Annotated in this window: 17 protein-coding genes; 16 read left to right on the plus strand and 1 reads right to left on the minus strand. The window is 64.5% G+C overall.

Annotation, left to right across the window (positions count from 1 at the left end; genetic code table 11):
• The 16 genes from QZ588_RS12660 to QZ588_RS12735 all read left to right on the plus strand — a co-directional run.
• Positions 1-2070: helicase-related protein (locus tag QZ588_RS12660; protein WP_295543272.1), on the plus strand; the 2070-nt coding region annotated here is incomplete at its 5' end.
• On the plus strand, positions 2067-2318 hold the full coding sequence (locus QZ588_RS12665) for a type II toxin-antitoxin system Phd/YefM family antitoxin (RefSeq protein WP_295543274.1): 252 nt from the start codon (positions 2067-2069) through the stop codon (positions 2316-2318). The genes QZ588_RS12660 and QZ588_RS12665, both read left to right, overlap by 4 nt.
• 79 nt (positions 2319-2397) lie before the next feature.
• Positions 2398-2718 (plus strand): nucleotidyltransferase domain-containing protein, encoded by a 321-nt coding sequence (locus QZ588_RS12670; RefSeq protein ID WP_295543276.1) that lies wholly within the window; start codon positions 2398-2400, stop codon positions 2716-2718.
• Positions 2718-3095, plus strand: a complete 378-nt coding sequence (locus QZ588_RS12675) for a HEPN domain-containing protein (protein WP_295543278.1) — start codon at positions 2718-2720, stop codon at positions 3093-3095. The genes QZ588_RS12670 and QZ588_RS12675 overlap by 1 nt, the downstream gene beginning before the upstream one ends.
• 193 nt (positions 3096-3288) lie before the next feature.
• Entirely contained in the window at positions 3289-3537 is a 249-nt protein-coding gene (locus QZ588_RS12680; RefSeq protein WP_295543280.1) for a hypothetical protein, read from the plus strand.
• 19 nt (positions 3538-3556) lie between these two features.
• Positions 3557-3826: a DUF2283 domain-containing protein gene (locus QZ588_RS12685; protein WP_295543282.1), complete on the plus strand. Its 270-nt coding sequence runs from the start codon at positions 3557-3559 to the stop codon at positions 3824-3826.
• Positions 3827-3934: 108 nt separating this feature from the next.
• Entirely contained in the window at positions 3935-4249 is a 315-nt protein-coding gene (locus QZ588_RS12690) for a hypothetical protein (protein ID WP_295543284.1), read from the plus strand.
• A gap of 248 nt (positions 4250-4497) precedes the next feature.
• Complete coding sequence (locus QZ588_RS12695) at positions 4498-4749, plus strand: type II toxin-antitoxin system Phd/YefM family antitoxin (protein WP_295543274.1); 252 nt, start codon at positions 4498-4500, stop codon at positions 4747-4749.
• Between the two features lie 79 nt (positions 4750-4828).
• A complete protein-coding gene (locus QZ588_RS12700) occupies positions 4829-5149 on the plus strand; it encodes a nucleotidyltransferase domain-containing protein (RefSeq protein WP_295543276.1) in 321 nt (106 codons plus the stop codon).
• A complete protein-coding gene (locus QZ588_RS12705; RefSeq protein ID WP_295543278.1) occupies positions 5149-5526 on the plus strand; it encodes a HEPN domain-containing protein in 378 nt (125 codons plus the stop codon). Before QZ588_RS12700 ends, QZ588_RS12705 begins: the two co-directional genes overlap by 1 nt.
• A gap of 193 nt (positions 5527-5719) precedes the next feature.
• Positions 5720-5974: a hypothetical protein gene (locus tag QZ588_RS12710; RefSeq protein WP_295543286.1), complete on the plus strand. Its 255-nt coding sequence runs from the start codon at positions 5720-5722 to the stop codon at positions 5972-5974.
• Positions 5975-7201, plus strand: coding sequence for an AAA family ATPase (locus QZ588_RS12715; protein ID WP_295543288.1), 1227 nt, complete (start codon positions 5975-5977; stop codon positions 7199-7201).
• A gap of 2 nt (positions 7202-7203) precedes the next feature.
• On the plus strand, positions 7204-7857 hold the full coding sequence (locus tag QZ588_RS12720) for a DUF4276 family protein (protein ID WP_295543290.1): 654 nt from the start codon (positions 7204-7206) through the stop codon (positions 7855-7857).
• Between the two features lie 88 nt (positions 7858-7945).
• Complete coding sequence (gene pglZ / locus QZ588_RS12725; protein WP_295543292.1) at positions 7946-9964, plus strand: BREX-3 system phosphatase PglZ; 2019 nt, start codon at positions 7946-7948, stop codon at positions 9962-9964.
• Positions 9961-10713 (plus strand): hypothetical protein, encoded by a 753-nt coding sequence (locus QZ588_RS12730; RefSeq protein ID WP_295543293.1) that lies wholly within the window; start codon positions 9961-9963, stop codon positions 10711-10713. Before pglZ ends, QZ588_RS12730 begins: the two co-directional genes overlap by 4 nt.
• A gap of 88 nt (positions 10714-10801) precedes the next feature.
• Positions 10802-11080, plus strand: coding sequence for a hypothetical protein (locus QZ588_RS12735; protein WP_295543295.1), 279 nt, complete (start codon positions 10802-10804; stop codon positions 11078-11080).
• 594 nt (positions 11081-11674) lie between these two features.
• Here the strand turns inward: QZ588_RS12735 and recQ are convergent.
• Complete coding sequence (recQ, locus tag QZ588_RS12740; RefSeq protein ID WP_295543297.1) at positions 11675-13885, minus strand: DNA helicase RecQ; 2211 nt, start codon at positions 13883-13885, stop codon at positions 11675-11677.
• Between the last annotated feature and the right edge of the window lie 97 nt (positions 13886-13982).

A 13982-nucleotide genomic window follows, 5' to 3' on the forward strand; every position in this document is an offset into this window, starting at 1 on the left:
CGGGAGTCCTTCCCGGACGAAGGCAGCATCACCCGCGACCGCGTACGACCATTCGTGATCCGCACCGAGAAGCGCGAGGCCATCGATGCCGAGGGTCAGCCGCTGTTCAAGCCGCGCATGACACGGCTTCAGGCGGTGACCTGGCAAGCGCGGCATGCCGCCCAGCAGCGTCTCTACGAGGCGGTGACCGATTACGCGCGCCATGGCTACAACCAAGCCATGGCCGCCCAGCAGCGGCATATCGGGTTTCTGATGATCCTGATGCAGCGCCTGGTGACATCAAGTACGGCGGCGATTCGCGCAACTCTGGAGAAGCGGCTGGAGGCGCTGAACGCCCCTTCGCCCCAAGCATCGCTATCACTATTCGAGGATGAGACAGATCCGGAGCAGTGGGCAGAGCTGGACGGCCAATCTCAGGCAGACATGGCGGTGCAGACTGCCGTCGAGACCCTGGACGGCCTGGCACGCGAGCAGTCCGAGGTCGAGATGCTGCTCGACCTGGCGCGCGAGACCGAGGCCGCCGGCACCGACGCCAAGGCCGAGGCCCTGCTGGAGCTGATCTACGGGCTCCAGCAAGCCGAGTCCGATCCAACCGTCAAGGTGCTGGTCTTCACCGAGTTTGTGCCGACACAACGCATGTTGGCGGACTATCTCGAGGGACGCGGTTTCACGGTCGCCCTGCTCAACGGCAGCATGGACCTGGATGCGCGAACGCAGGCCCAGCTTGCCTTCTCGCAGGACGCGCAGATCCTGATCTCAACCGACGCGGGCGGCGAGGGCCTCAACCTCCAGTTCTGCCACGTCGTGGTCAACTTCGACATGCCTTGGAACCCGATGCGCATCGAGCAGCGGATCGGCCGCGTGGATCGCATCGGCCAGCAGCATGTGGTGCGGGCGACCAACTTCGTGCTCGAAGAGACCGTGGAGTACCGGGTGCGTCAGGTCCTGGAGGAGAAGCTCACGGTGATCGCCAAGGAGTTCGGCGTGGACAAGGCCGCGGACGTGATGGACTCGGTGGAGGCGGAGCCCTGGTTCGACGAATTGTTCGTCAAAGGGATCACGGACCCGGACTCCGTCGACCAGCAGTGCGATGCGGTGGTGACGCAGATCCGGGAGAAGGTCGCGGAGTCGTACCAAGGCAGCGATCTGATCACCGAGGAGCCCTCCGCAGGGCAACGGTTCTCGGCGGAGGAGGCCCGGCAGTGGCGGGATCATCCGGCGCAGTTCTGGCTCGAGCGCACGATCACCACCGGTCTCCCGGTCCGCGGCGGCGAGGCTGTCCAGGATGGGGATCACTGGCGCATCCGCTGGTTGGACGGCAGCGAGTCGGCGCGGGCCTGCTTCGACGCCCGGACTGCCGAAGCCCGGCCGGAGCTGGAATGGATCACCCTGGAAGACACGCGCGCCCGCGCACTGATTGCCGAGCTGCCGCGCTGTGTCGCGGGACAGCCGATTCCGCGGGTGCAGATCTCTGGGCTGCCGGAGACGGTCGCCGGCGTCTGGTCCCTGTGGGAGATCTCGCTGTCCGCGGACACCTTCAGCCGCAAGCGCTTCCTGCCCATTTTTGTCAACGATGACGGGCGGGCCTTCCTGCCCACTGCCCGGCGCATCTGGGATCTCCTGCTCACCGAGCGCATGGAGTTGGTGGAGGCGCTGTCCCCAGCCGACTCGCCGCATTGGGACCAGTCGCTCGCCGCGGCGACCGTCCAGGGCGAGCAGCACATCCAGGCGCTGATAGAGCTGCACCGCACGCGCCTTAAGGAGGCGCGTGAACGCGCCCGTTACGCCTTCGAGGCCCGAGATCAGGCGATTGGCCGGATCGGTCTGCCAGCCGTGCGGGCCTATCGCCGGCGGCGTCTCGAGCAGGAGCACAAGGAGCGGATGGCCACCCTCGATGCCGCAGAGACCAGTCTCCCGGAGCTCAACGCCATCATGATGCTTCGCGTTGGACCTGGCTTTATGGCTCGGCGGGAATCGTCAGGTGAGTACGCCCCGAACCGCGGCGCCGCGGGCGACCGCTCGCATGGACATCAGCCAGACCGACAAGCTTCTGCAGAGAGTGCAACATGAGACAGTGGACACTGCAAAACGCCAAGGAAAGCCTGAGCGAGCTCGTGCGGCTCGCAGCCGGGCACGAGCCCCAAGAGATCATCGTGCACGGTGAGCCCGCGGTGGTGATCCTCTCCCGCGCCGAATACGATGCGTTGATCAAGCCGCGGCAATCCTTTGTCGAGTTGATCCGCAGCTCGCCCCTCTACGGCGCCCATGACGTCGAGTTCCCGCGTGACCAGAGCCTAACCCGTGAGATCGACCTGTGACTTGGCTGATCGACACCAACTTCGAGCTGCCGGACGTGCGCCTGGTCAATCCTTGGGAGCACGACTAAGAGACTTGCCCATGCTGGACGAAACCGCAATCCGCGAGGCGGCTGTTGGGCTGGCAGCTGCCGCGCACACCCCACTGAAGGTAATCCTATTCGGCTCTTACGCGCGGGGGGATGCCGACGCGGGGTCCGATCTGGATCTGATGGTGATCGAGCGGGAGATTCCCGATTACAACGAGGAGTATCTGCGCTTGCATCAGACTTTGGACAGGCTCGGTATCGGTGTCGACTTGCTGCTCTTGACAGAGGCAGAGTTCGAGCAGAAGCGCGAGTGGTGGACAACCCCGTTCTATTGGGCCTCCAGGGAAGGAAAGGTGCTTTATGAGCAGCCATAGTGCCCAAGCGCAAACGCTGCTTGATGCGGCGCTGCGCGATCGATATGACCCTTCGGCTGTTGCGCGAGTCGGGTCAAGCCCCTGAAGAGATGATGGGCTTTCACGCCCAACAAGCCTGCGAGAAGCTCATCAAGGCCGTGCTAGTGATGCATGGCGTCGTCTTCGAGCGTACCCATGATCTTGCCGCGCTCGCGGCCCTTTGTGACGCCCACGGCGTCCCAGCCCCAGCGGACCGGAATGCGCTGCGCATCCTCAACAACTTCGCCGTCCGCTTTCGCTACGACACCTGCCCGGCCGCCCTGATCGACATCGTCGCGACGTCCAGCTTGGTAGAGACCTTGACCGAATGGGCAACACGGGAGATCGCCTCGTCATGAATGATTTCCTGGGACGGATTGAATCCGGTAAGGGCCCGGTCGAGTGCCTCGGCCAGACCTTCCCGAACCACGACGCCCGCCGCGAGCATTTTCTGAACCCGGGAGCCGCTGGCGGGAGAAACGTGGCACAGAGTAACCACAGATGTAGCGAGCGAGGCGACCATTGACAACTAAGCTGCCCTACGGAGGCAACATGCTGCAAGCCATCGAAGCCGAGATCAGCCCTGACGGGCAGGTGACCCTGCTGGAGCCGGTGCATCTGGCGCAGCGGTCGCGGGCCGTGGTGACCATCCTCGCGCCCATCGACGAGACCGCCCCCAAGCGCGGTTCCGCCGCGGCACTGCTCAGCGTCCTTGATAGCCCTGAGCTCGCCAGCGCAAAACCGGGTGATCCGGACCGCATGGAGCGCGAGATCACCGCGAATCGGGCCTGGGGCGCCTAGCGGGCTGGGCTTAGAAGACATGAAATCATCGTATCTCGAGGTAACGTTCCGCCACGGACGCCCATTGACAGCCTACCTGTACCTCCCGCGTGCGCGCGGTGACAAGAGCGACCATGTCGAGAAGGCGGGTTCGGGACTTCTGGTGGACTACACTGCCGGGGGCAAGCCGATCGGCATCGAGATCACCGCGCCTGCGCAGGTCGGCATCGCGGAACTGAATCGCGTGCTTGCCGCGCTGCACGCGCCAGCCGTGACGAACGAAGACATCGCACCGCTGCGCGCGGCATGAGCTCGGCGCACCACCCCTCATGTCGCCCCCTAAGTTTCCCCCCAAGTCTTCGGGCTGCTGCGCAAAGTCATACGCGACGGGCCATGCAGCGGCAGACCGGTCGGACACATGAGCGAGACATTCGGAGTCGGCGACTGGTGCCGGCACACGCGCCACACGACGCCGTGCCGGATCATCGACCGGCAGTCGATCTGGAACGAGACGGTGTTTCGGGTCTGGCTGCCCACCAAGGATGCCGTCATCCGCGCCAGGGCGTCGGACCTGGCGCCGCTGGCCAGCCTCGTACCGACCGAGAACGAGATCCTGCACACGGCGGCGGCGGCCAAGCTGCTGGATGCGCTGGAAGACAACCTGCTGCTGGCGCCGATCCAGTCGAGCGTCGTGCCTTCGACGCCCGGACAGCCGTTGCCCGGCCGGATTTAGCACCGCATCGAGATCGGCGCCTGCGCGATGCCATTGATGTTCCATGTGTCGCAAAGATTGGCGCAGCGATTGGGAGGATGCCAATCTGAAGCCATTCGCCGCATGCTATGCGCGCTCTATGCGACCGCCGATAGGCGCAACATAGCTCGGCGGGAATCGTCCGGCGAGTACGCCCAGAACCGCGGCGCCGCGGGCGACCGCTCGCATGGACATCAGCCAGACCGACAAGCTTCTGCAGAGAGTGCAACATGAGACAGTGGACACTGCAAAACGCCAAGGAAAGCCTGAGCGAGCTCGTGCGGCTCGCAGCCGGGCACGAGCCCCAAGAGATCATCGTGCACGGTGAGCCCGCGGTGGTGATCCTCTCCCGCGCCGAATACGATGCGTTGATCAAGCCGCGGCAATCCTTTGTCGAGTTGATCCGCAGCTCGCCCCTCTACGGCGCCCATGACGTCGAGTTCCCGCGTGACCAGAGCCTAACCCGTGAGATCGACCTGTGACTTGGCTGATCGACACCAACTTCGAGCTGCCGGACGTGCGCCTGGTCAATCCTTGGGAGCACGACTAAGAGACTTGCCCATGCTGGACGAAACCGCAATCCGCGAGGCGGCTGTTGGGCTGGCAGCTGCCGCGCACACCCCACTGAAGGTAATCCTATTCGGCTCTTACGCGCGGGGGGATGCCGACGCGGGGTCCGATCTGGATCTGATGGTGATCGAGCGGGAGATTCCCGATTACAACGAGGAGTATCTGCGCTTGCATCAGACTTTGGACAGGCTCGGTATCGGTGTCGACTTGCTGCTCTTGACAGAGGCAGAGTTCGAGCAGAAGCGCGAGTGGTGGACAACCCCGTTCTATTGGGCCTCCAGGGAAGGAAAGGTGCTTTATGAGCAGCCATAGTGCCCAAGCGCAAACGCTGCTTGATGCGGCGCTGCGCGATCGATATGACCCTTCGGCTGTTGCGCGAGTCGGGTCAAGCCCCTGAAGAGATGATGGGCTTTCACGCCCAACAAGCCTGCGAGAAGCTCATCAAGGCCGTGCTAGTGATGCATGGCGTCGTCTTCGAGCGTACCCATGATCTTGCCGCGCTCGCGGCCCTTTGTGACGCCCACGGCGTCCCAGCCCCAGCGGACCGGAATGCGCTGCGCATCCTCAACAACTTCGCCGTCCGCTTTCGCTACGACACCTGCCCGGCCGCCCTGATCGACATCGTCGCGACGTCCAGCTTGGTAGAGACCTTGACCGAATGGGCAACACGGGAGATCGCCTCGTCATGAATGATTTCCTGGGACGGATTGAATCCGGTAAGGGCCCGGTCGAGTGCCTCGGCCAGACCTTCCCGAACCACGACGCCCGCCGCGAGCATTTTCTGAACCCGGGAGCCGCTGGCGGGAGAAACGTGGCACAGAGTAACCACAGATGTAGCGAGCGAGGCGACCATTGACAACTAAGCTGCCCTACGGAGGCAACATGCTGCAAGCCATCGAAGCCGAGATCAGCCCTGACGGGCAGGTGACCCTGCTGGAGCCGGTGCATCTGGCGCAGCGGTCGCGGGCCGTGGTGACCATCCTCGCGCCCATCGACGAGACCGCCCCCAAGCGCGGGTCCTCCGCGACACTGCTCAGCGTCCTCGATAGCCCCGAGTTCGCCAGCGCAAAGCCCGGTGATCCGGACCGCATGGAGCGCGAGATCACCGCGAATCGGGCTCTTGCCGAGGAGGCTTAGATGGCCATCATCGAGGGCTTTCGTGTCCGCAACTTCCGCCCTTTGAGAGATGTCGCGATAGGACGACTCTCCGGAGGCCAGGGAAACCCCCTGACTCCCTTCGCCGTTGTGATCGGGAAGAACGGATCGGGGAAGAGCTCGCTGTTCGATGCCTTCGGGTTCGTAGCGGACTGTCTTGCCACCGATGTTGAAACAGCCTGCGACATGAAGCAGCGTGGGGGCTTTGAGCGGCTGTTGACCAAGGGAGAGCAGGGCCCGATGCGCTTCGAGGTCTTCTATCGCGAGGCGCCAAACGAGCGGCCGATTTCCTATGAGCTGTCCGTGGCCCTCGACAAGGCAGGGCGCCCCTATGTCGAGTCGGAGGTCCTGAAGCAGGCGCGCAAGGGAACGACGCGAGGGAGACTGTTTCCGTTCCTGAGCCTTCAGAGCGGAAAAGGCACCGTTTGGTCCGGTGAGGACGCCCTGGAAGGTGCTGACGAGGAGGGTAAGGCGCGCTCGGATGTGGAGCTGACCGACCGCCGCCAACTGGGCATCGCCACGCTGGGCACGCTGATGGAGCATCCGCGCATCAAGCGTTTCCGAGACTTCCTGAAAGGCTGGTATCTGTCGTATTTCTATCCTGACGCCGCTCGCGGCCTACCCAGTGCCGGGCCGCAAAGGCATTTGAACATCCATGGCGACAATATCGGCAATGTCGTGCAGTTCATGGAGCGGGAGCACAAAGCAAGGTTCAATTCCATCTTGCAGCGCATTGCAGCCAAGATCCCCGGTATCGTTAAGATTGACACTGATGTCACGCAAGACAAACGGGTGCTTTTGCGCTTTAACGACGGCGCTTTCGAAGATCCGTTCTACGCCCAGCAGATGTCGGATGGAACGTTGAAGATCTTCGCTTACCTCCTGCTGTTGGAGGATCCCGAGCCGCCGCCATTCATCTGTATCGAGGAGCCGGAGAATGGTCTCTACCACAAGTTGTTGGAGGCGCTTGCTCAGGAGTTTCGAGCGCATGCCACGGGCAAGAAGGGTGCACCGCAGATCTTTGTGACGACCCACCAGCCCTATCTCGTCGACGCGCTGACTCCCGATGAGGTCTGGATACTGCAGAAAGGCACCGACGGCTTTGCCACTATCCAGCGTGCGTCCGAGCTGGAGGATGTGAGAAACCTGGTCGCGGAGGGGCTACCGCTTGGCGGGCTCTGGTACAGCGATTATCTCGATGCGAGGTAAGGATGCACATCGAGTTCCTCGTCGAAGACAGCTCAGGCGAACGCCTGCTCGAATGCCTGATTCCCCGGATTATCGGCGAGCAAGGCCAGCCACACACATGGCGTTTGCACCCCTACAAGGGGATTGGTCGCATTCCCCCTGGCTTGCGGACGGCGGCAGACCCGGCGAAGCGCATGTTGTTGGATCAGCTGCCAAAGATTCTGCGCGGCTACGCCAAGACGCCCGGTATCGACGCCGTTGTCGTCGTGCTGGACTCTGACCGTCGCGACTGCGTCGCTTTTCTGGCCGAGTTGAAGGCACTGGTCAACGGGCTGGAGCAGGCACCGCGGACGCTGTTTCGCCTCGCCATCGAGGAGGTCGAGGCATGGTACCTGGGCGACCGCGCGGCTTTGGCTGCCGCCTACCCGAGGGCCAAGCAGCGCGCGCTGGAGAACTACGTCCAAGACAGCGTTTGTGGCACTTGGGAGGTGCTCGCCAACGCCACTTACCCTGGTGGTGCCGCCGCGATCAAGAAGGCCGGCTGGCCGCTACCAGGTCAGCTCAAACATGAGTGGGCAGAGAACATCGGACCGAAGATGGATATCGAACGCAACGCATCTCCCAGTTTTTGCAAGCTGCGCGATGGTTTGCGACGGTTGAGCGCGGATACCGCATGAAGACCAGTCTCCCGGGCCTCAACACGATTATGATGCTCCGCGTTGGACCTGGCTTTGCCTCGGAATCGGTCGCTGCGGCAGGTGCATCATGAGCCTGTGGAGCGAGCGCATCCTCGGGGAGTTTCCGCCGGACCTGGCGCGGTTCTGGATCGCCGCGGACCCGGACGATGTCTTGCTGGACGAGCACATCCTGTCCGAGCTGCGCAGTCGTGGTTTCGAGGTCCTGCCGTTCGAGGACGCGATCGCCTTCCGGGCCGACTACGAAGCACGGTGGAGACAGCCTTGGGACCAAGGCGAGCCCGGGCCGGCCAAGGCTCTCGTACTCCACTTGCGGTCCGCGGAGCCGGGAGCCATTCCCTGGGACTACTTGCGTCGGGCACGCCTGGTCCGCCTGAGCTTGGCGAATCTGTTTCCTCTCTTGAGCTATGGCGTGGTCCAGCGGCTCGGCGCCGAGTACAGGGAAGCGCTCTTCGAGGCGCATGCCAAGCATGCCTCCCAGTCGCCTAATCAGATCTGGGGCGAGGCGGCGACCAAGGAGTTCATCCTGACCCACATCTTCCAGCTGGGGCCGCATCTGATTGCGGGCAACGTGGACCTCTGGCGAGAGCTTCTTCGACTCCACTACCGCAATACACCCTTGCCGAGGCTGCTGGCGGATCATGTCCAGGACATCCTGGACAGCAAGCCCGCATTCCAAGGGCTACCGGTCAGCGAGCTGTTCGCGTCACTCGCGACCTTTTTGCGAGTCGTACAGGCGGCCTGGGAACGCTTTCTGAAAGGGAAAGGGATCGAAGGATCGCGGGTCGCCGAGCCGCAATCGCCCGAGTACGCGGGGGACCCCGCAGGAAAAATCGAAATCCCGTTCGAGCATCCTGACATTCGGGCGCTGATCGATTCCATGTTCCTCGACGGCACCCTGCATCCGCTCTTGGTGCAAAAGGTGCCTGCCGAGATGCCGGACTGGCTTACGGTCGGGATCGTTCGGGACCCGGCTGCACGGCGCAATCTGGTCCGTGACGGACTGAAGCGTCTGCTGGACGCCATGCCATCGATTGAGGCGAGCTACCGGGATTGGCTGAGCTTCGCCAAGAGCTTTGGCGAGATCCTCTCTCGCTTTCATGCGCTGGATCAGGCTCACGCCCAGGGGCTTGATGACCTGCTCCAGGAGGTCCAACGGCGCTCAGACGAGCTGCTGGTGTCCTGGATGCGAAAGCACTACTCGGACCTGCCATCCCTGCCCGTCGCAACGGCGCCGGTGATGCTGCACCAAGTCCCACGTTTTCTGGCCCTGCGGCGCGGCGCTGGAGAGAAAAAGGTGGCGTTGCTGGTGTTCGACGGGCTGGCCATGGATCAGTGGGTACAGATCCGCGAGCATGTCACCGGGCGCGCACCCAAGCTGGTCTTTGACGAAGGCGCCTGCTTCGCGTGGCTGCCGACGCTCACGGCCGTGTCACGGCAGGCGTTGTTCTCCGGGTTGAAGCCCCGCGAGTTTGCGGACTCGATCGCGGGGACCAGCGCGGAGCCGTCCCTGTGGTCGCGCTTTTGGCAAGACCAGGGCCTTCGCGCCAGCGAAATCCTGTATCGGAAGGGAATCCGCCGCGTCGATCAGCTCGATGAGCTGGCAGAAGCGCTGTCGAAGCCGTCGCTCAAGGTCGCCGGCATCGTTGTCGATACCATCGACGAGATCGTGCACGGTGCCGTGCTGGGCAAGCGCGGAATCGCGAGCCAGATCGACAGCTGGTGCACGTCCGGCTTCGTGGAGCAGTTGCTCGCGCTGCTGCTGGATCGAGGCTTCGATGTCTACCTGACAGCGGATCACGGCAACGTGGAGGCCATCGGTGCCGGTCGACCGAATCAGGGCGTGATCGCCGAGTCCCGCGGCGAACGGGTCCGCATCTATCCAACTGACCTGCTGCGCAAGCAGTCAGCGGAACAGATTCCGGGGACCATTGAGCTGCCCTCGCCGGCGTTGCCGCCGAACTTTCTGCCGTTGTTCGCCGGTGCGCGAACGGCCTTCGTCCACAAAGGCGAGCCGTTGGTAGCCCACGGCGGCATCTCAGTTGAGGAGCTGATCGTCCCCTTCGTAGCAGTGAACCAACCAAATTGACGAGTACCAAGAACAGCGTTCCCCACATCGGCTTCGACCGGTTCATCCCGCTCGACTGGGCAACCTGTGCGCTGCGCGTTCGTGCGGGCCAGGAGACTCCCGAGACGCTGGAAGCGCTGATCGGCGAGAGAGAACGCAGCGAGGCTTCGCGGAAGAAAAGCCGGAGCGTACTGAAGGGTCTGTGGCTCGCGCCCCGCACCGGTCTCGCGCTGTTCGCGGATCGTGGTGCCGTGCTCCTGGGGGAAATCGAGGCGTCGGCCGTGCCTGCCCTGTGCTGGGGCATGGCGATCTCGGCCTACCCCTTCTTCGGCAAGGTCGCCGAGCTGACCGGACGCCTCACATCCATCCAGGGTGACTGCGCATCGGCGGAGGTTCATCGCCGCATGGCCGAGACCTACGGGGAGCGGGAAACCGCCTATCGTGCTGCCAACCGCGTCATGCAGACCCAAGCCGACTGGGGCACGCTTACGCGCGTCGACAAGGGCCGCCGCATCATCCGAAGGGCGCCTATGACCATCTCCCACGATGGTCTGACCGCCTGGCTTATCGAGGCAGCACTCCGGTACACCGGCAAGGCCATGTCCGTGGCCACCCTCCAGTCATCGGCGGTGCTTTACCCCTTCACCCTTGACCAGCCGCTGGCCTTCGTGGCCTCCAAAAGCCCTGCTCTCGAGCTGAGAGCTGACGGGAGTCGATCGCAAATCGTCGCGATCCAGGGCCTTGATCATCCCCTGGTCCACCGTTGCTAAGCCGCCACAGGGGCCCTCAGTGCCAGGATAAGTGTCGTCTGCCCCTGTTACGATTCTTAAGAATCCCTGAGGGCGAGAGGAGCACATCATGCCTCGATATTCCAAAGAAGGCCGCGCCGCTGTCGTGGCTAAGCTGCTGCCGCCGCAGCGCCTGAGTCCGCAGGCGGTGGCGGCGCAGGAAGGGCTGTCCTTGGCGACGGTGTACAAGTGGCGCAAGGAGGCACGCATAGAGGGCCGCTGCCTGCCCAATGCCGATGCCCAGGACAGCACCCAGTGGTCGTCCAAGGACCGCTTCGCGGCGGTGCTGGAGACGGCCGCCATGAACGCCGTAGAGACGGCCGCGTATTGCCGGCGCTGGGGACTGTAGCCGACATACAGTTCGAGCAGTTGGAACGCGACCTACTGGCCAAAATCGATGACGAGACCGACAACTTCCGCTTCTACCGGCCCCCGACGCCCACTGCCCCCGCATCAAGGAGTATGGTGCCTTCCGTTGCATCGACTTCGATGGCCCCCTCATCGCCTGATCCGCGCGAAGCTCCAGTGGCGCCCCATCCCCAGGCCCTTCGCGCGCACCATAACCTAGTGATCTTTAACAGCTCAGACTTCAACGCGCAGGCCACCCGCCACGCATGCTTTGCTCAAGTCGCCGGTTTCGCGCAAAAATGTCGAAATTTGTTGTGGACTCTGCTATTTTCATGTGTGGCGCATCGCCCAGCCAATCGGCCGGGCGCGGATTGAAACCACAGGATGGCCTCGAAGATGGCGCGCGCGGCGGATGGGCATCGCCCGGCCAATCGGCCGGGCGCGGATTGAAAACGCGATCGCAACGGCGCCGCACCAACCCGGGTCTATCCGGGCAGCCCATCGTCAGCGCCGTTTCGGCCCCAACGCAAAGGCCATTGGTCCGCGCTACACTGTCGGCGCAATGCCCGCCGAAGGCGCGGCGCCCGGCAGGACGTCAGCCTTCCGCCGCCCGCAGCTGCGCCGCCCGTACGCATCTGAGCACGGCGTAGGAATACTGACCTTCCAGCGCCTCGAACACGGGCTTCAGCGACAGGCTGGCGTCGTCGGCGAGCTGCTGCAGGGCATTGTGAATACGCTTCAGCTCCGCATCGGGCAGGCCCACGACCTCCGACAGCTCGGCGGCGCCGGCCTGGATACAGCGTGCCAAATGGCCCCACACGGTGCTCTCGGCGAGATCGCGGCGCTCGGCGACCTGAGCCGGCGTGAGCCCTTGGCGCAGCAGCACCAGGGAGGCGCGCTCGCTGTCTCTGACGTCGTCGGCGTGCGCTGACACGGGCCGGGCCGATGGCGCCCGATCCCGCTCCGCAGGCGGTGCCGGGAGGTCGGCGGGGCGACCGTGCTCGGCCGCGTGCTCGGCGAGCACGCCGAGGAAATCCTCGCCGTAGCGCTCCAGCTTGATGGCGCCGACGCCGCTGATGCGACTGAGTTCATCCCGGTTGCGCGGGCGCAAGGTGAGCATCTCCCGTAACGTCACGTCGCCAAAGATCATGTAGGGCGCAACCCGCTGCTCGGTGGCCAACGCCCGGCGGCGCTCGCGCAGGCGCTCCCACAGTGCCCGGGCCTCGGGATCGCTCGGCACACCGTCCTGGGGGGTGCGCCGCTCGGACTGGGGCTTGTGCTCCGGGTCCCGGCGCAGGCGCACCACCTGCTCGCCGCGCAGCACCGGGCGACTCGCCTCGGTGAGCTTGAGGCCGCCGTAGCCCTCGATATCCACCCGGGCGAAGCCGGCGGCCACCAGCTGGCGGTAGACAGACTTCCACTGGTTGGCGGTGAGCTCCTTGCCGATGCCGTGGGTGCTGACCTGGTCGTGGCCGAAACGCTGGATGCGCGCGTTGCTCTTGCCCAGGAGCACGTCGGCGAGGTGGGCGGCGCCGAACCGCTGTCCGGTGCGGAAGATGCACGACAGCGCCTTCTGTGCGGCGACGCTGCCGTCCCAGGTGTCCACCGGCGTCAGGCAGGTGTCGCAGTTGCCGCAGGGCTCGGGCAGTTGCTCGCCGAAGTAGTTGAGCAGGGTGCGGCGGCGGCATTCGATGCTCTCGCAGAGGCCGACCAACGCATCGAGCTTGTGCTGCTCGACGCGCTTGAAGCGCTCCTCGGCCTCGCCCTTCTCGATGATCTGTCGCAGCGTGACGACGTCCGACAGGCCGTAGCAGAGCCAGGCATCGGCGGGCAGTCCATCGCGGCCGGCGCGACCGGTCTCCTGGTAGTAGGCCTCCACGCTCTTCGGCAGGTCCAGGTGGGCGACGAAGCGCACATCCGGCTTGTCGATGCCCATGCCGAAGGCGATGGTGGCCACCACGACGACGTTGTCGCCCTGGATGAATCGGGCCTGGCGCGCGCGGCGCTCTTCCGCCGAATGGCCGGCGTGGTAGGCGATGGCATCGAAGCCCTGGGCGCGCAGGAACTCGGCCGTATCATCAACTTTGCGCCGCGAGAGGCAGTAGACGATGCCGGCATCGCGCGGGTGCTCGCTGCGCAGAAAGTCCAGCAACTGCCGACGCGGCTGGGTCTTCTCGACGATGCGGTAGCGGATGTTCGGCCGATCGAAGCTGGAGACGAACTGCTGGGCCCGGCCGAGCTGCAGCCGGGTGATGATCTCGTTGCGGGTGGGGGCATCGGCGGTGGCCGTGAGTGCGATGCGCGGGATGTCCGGCCAGCGCTGGTGCAGGCGATCGAGCTGGATGTACTCGGGGCGGAAGTCATGACCCCATTGCGAGACGCAATGGGCCTCGTCGATGGCGAAGAGCGCCGGCGTCACGCGCGCCAGCAGCTGCAGGAAGCGCTCCGTGAGCAGCCGCTCCGGGGCCACGTAGAGCAGGTCCAGGGCGCCCTCCAGCAAGGCCCGCTCCACCCGCTGCTGTGCATCCGGCGGTAACGAGGAGTTGAGAAACGCGGCGCGCACGCCGAGCTGCTCGAGGGCGTCCACCTGGTCCTGCATCAGCGCGATGAGCGGTGAGACGACGATGCCCGTGCCCGGGCGCAGCAGGGCCGGAATTTGGTAGCACAGCGACTTGCCGCCGCCGGTGGGCATCAGCACCAGGGCATCGCCACCGGCACAGACGTGCTCGATGATCTGCTGCTGTGCGCCGCGAAAGCCCGGGTAGCCGAAGACGCGGTTCAGGATGCCGTGTGGCGTATCGGACATTGCTGCGCAAGGGAGTCGTCGGGGCCAGTCATCCTGGTATTACCATTACACGCAATGCCGCTTCGGTGCAAATGCGCACGACGGCACACCCGCAACG

It is taken from the genome of uncultured Thiohalocapsa sp. (genome assembly GCF_913062725.1).
In the GTDB taxonomy this organism is placed as follows: Bacteria; Pseudomonadota; Gammaproteobacteria; order Chromatiales; family Chromatiaceae; genus Thiohalocapsa.

What these genes read in the sequence shown, in the direction of transcription:
- QZ588_RS12665 (WP_295543274.1), top strand. Translation starts at nt 2,067, where the DNA reads ATGAGACAGTGGACACTGCAAAACGCCAAGGAAAGCCTGAGCGAGCTC.
- QZ588_RS12670 (WP_295543276.1), top strand. Translation starts at nt 2,398, where the DNA reads ATGCTGGACGAAACCGCAATCCGCGAGGCGGCTGTTGGGCTGGCAGCT.
- QZ588_RS12680 (WP_295543280.1), top strand. Translation starts at nt 3,289, where the DNA reads ATGCTGCAAGCCATCGAAGCCGAGATCAGCCCTGACGGGCAGGTGACC.
- QZ588_RS12685 (WP_295543282.1), top strand. Translation starts at nt 3,557, where the DNA reads ATGAAATCATCGTATCTCGAGGTAACGTTCCGCCACGGACGCCCATTG.
- QZ588_RS12690 (WP_295543284.1), top strand. Translation starts at nt 3,935, where the DNA reads ATGAGCGAGACATTCGGAGTCGGCGACTGGTGCCGGCACACGCGCCAC.
- QZ588_RS12695 (WP_295543274.1), top strand. Translation starts at nt 4,498, where the DNA reads ATGAGACAGTGGACACTGCAAAACGCCAAGGAAAGCCTGAGCGAGCTC.
- QZ588_RS12700 (WP_295543276.1), top strand. Translation starts at nt 4,829, where the DNA reads ATGCTGGACGAAACCGCAATCCGCGAGGCGGCTGTTGGGCTGGCAGCT.
- QZ588_RS12710 (WP_295543286.1), top strand. Translation starts at nt 5,720, where the DNA reads ATGCTGCAAGCCATCGAAGCCGAGATCAGCCCTGACGGGCAGGTGACC.
- QZ588_RS12715 (WP_295543288.1), top strand. Translation starts at nt 5,975, where the DNA reads ATGGCCATCATCGAGGGCTTTCGTGTCCGCAACTTCCGCCCTTTGAGA.
- QZ588_RS12720 (WP_295543290.1), top strand. Translation starts at nt 7,204, where the DNA reads ATGCACATCGAGTTCCTCGTCGAAGACAGCTCAGGCGAACGCCTGCTC.
- pglZ (WP_295543292.1), top strand. Translation starts at nt 7,946, where the DNA reads ATGAGCCTGTGGAGCGAGCGCATCCTCGGGGAGTTTCCGCCGGACCTG.
- QZ588_RS12735 (WP_295543295.1), top strand. Translation starts at nt 10,802, where the DNA reads ATGCCTCGATATTCCAAAGAAGGCCGCGCCGCTGTCGTGGCTAAGCTG.
- recQ (WP_295543297.1), bottom strand. Translation starts at nt 13,885, where the DNA reads ATGTCCGATACGCCACACGGCATCCTGAACCGCGTCTTCGGCTACCCG.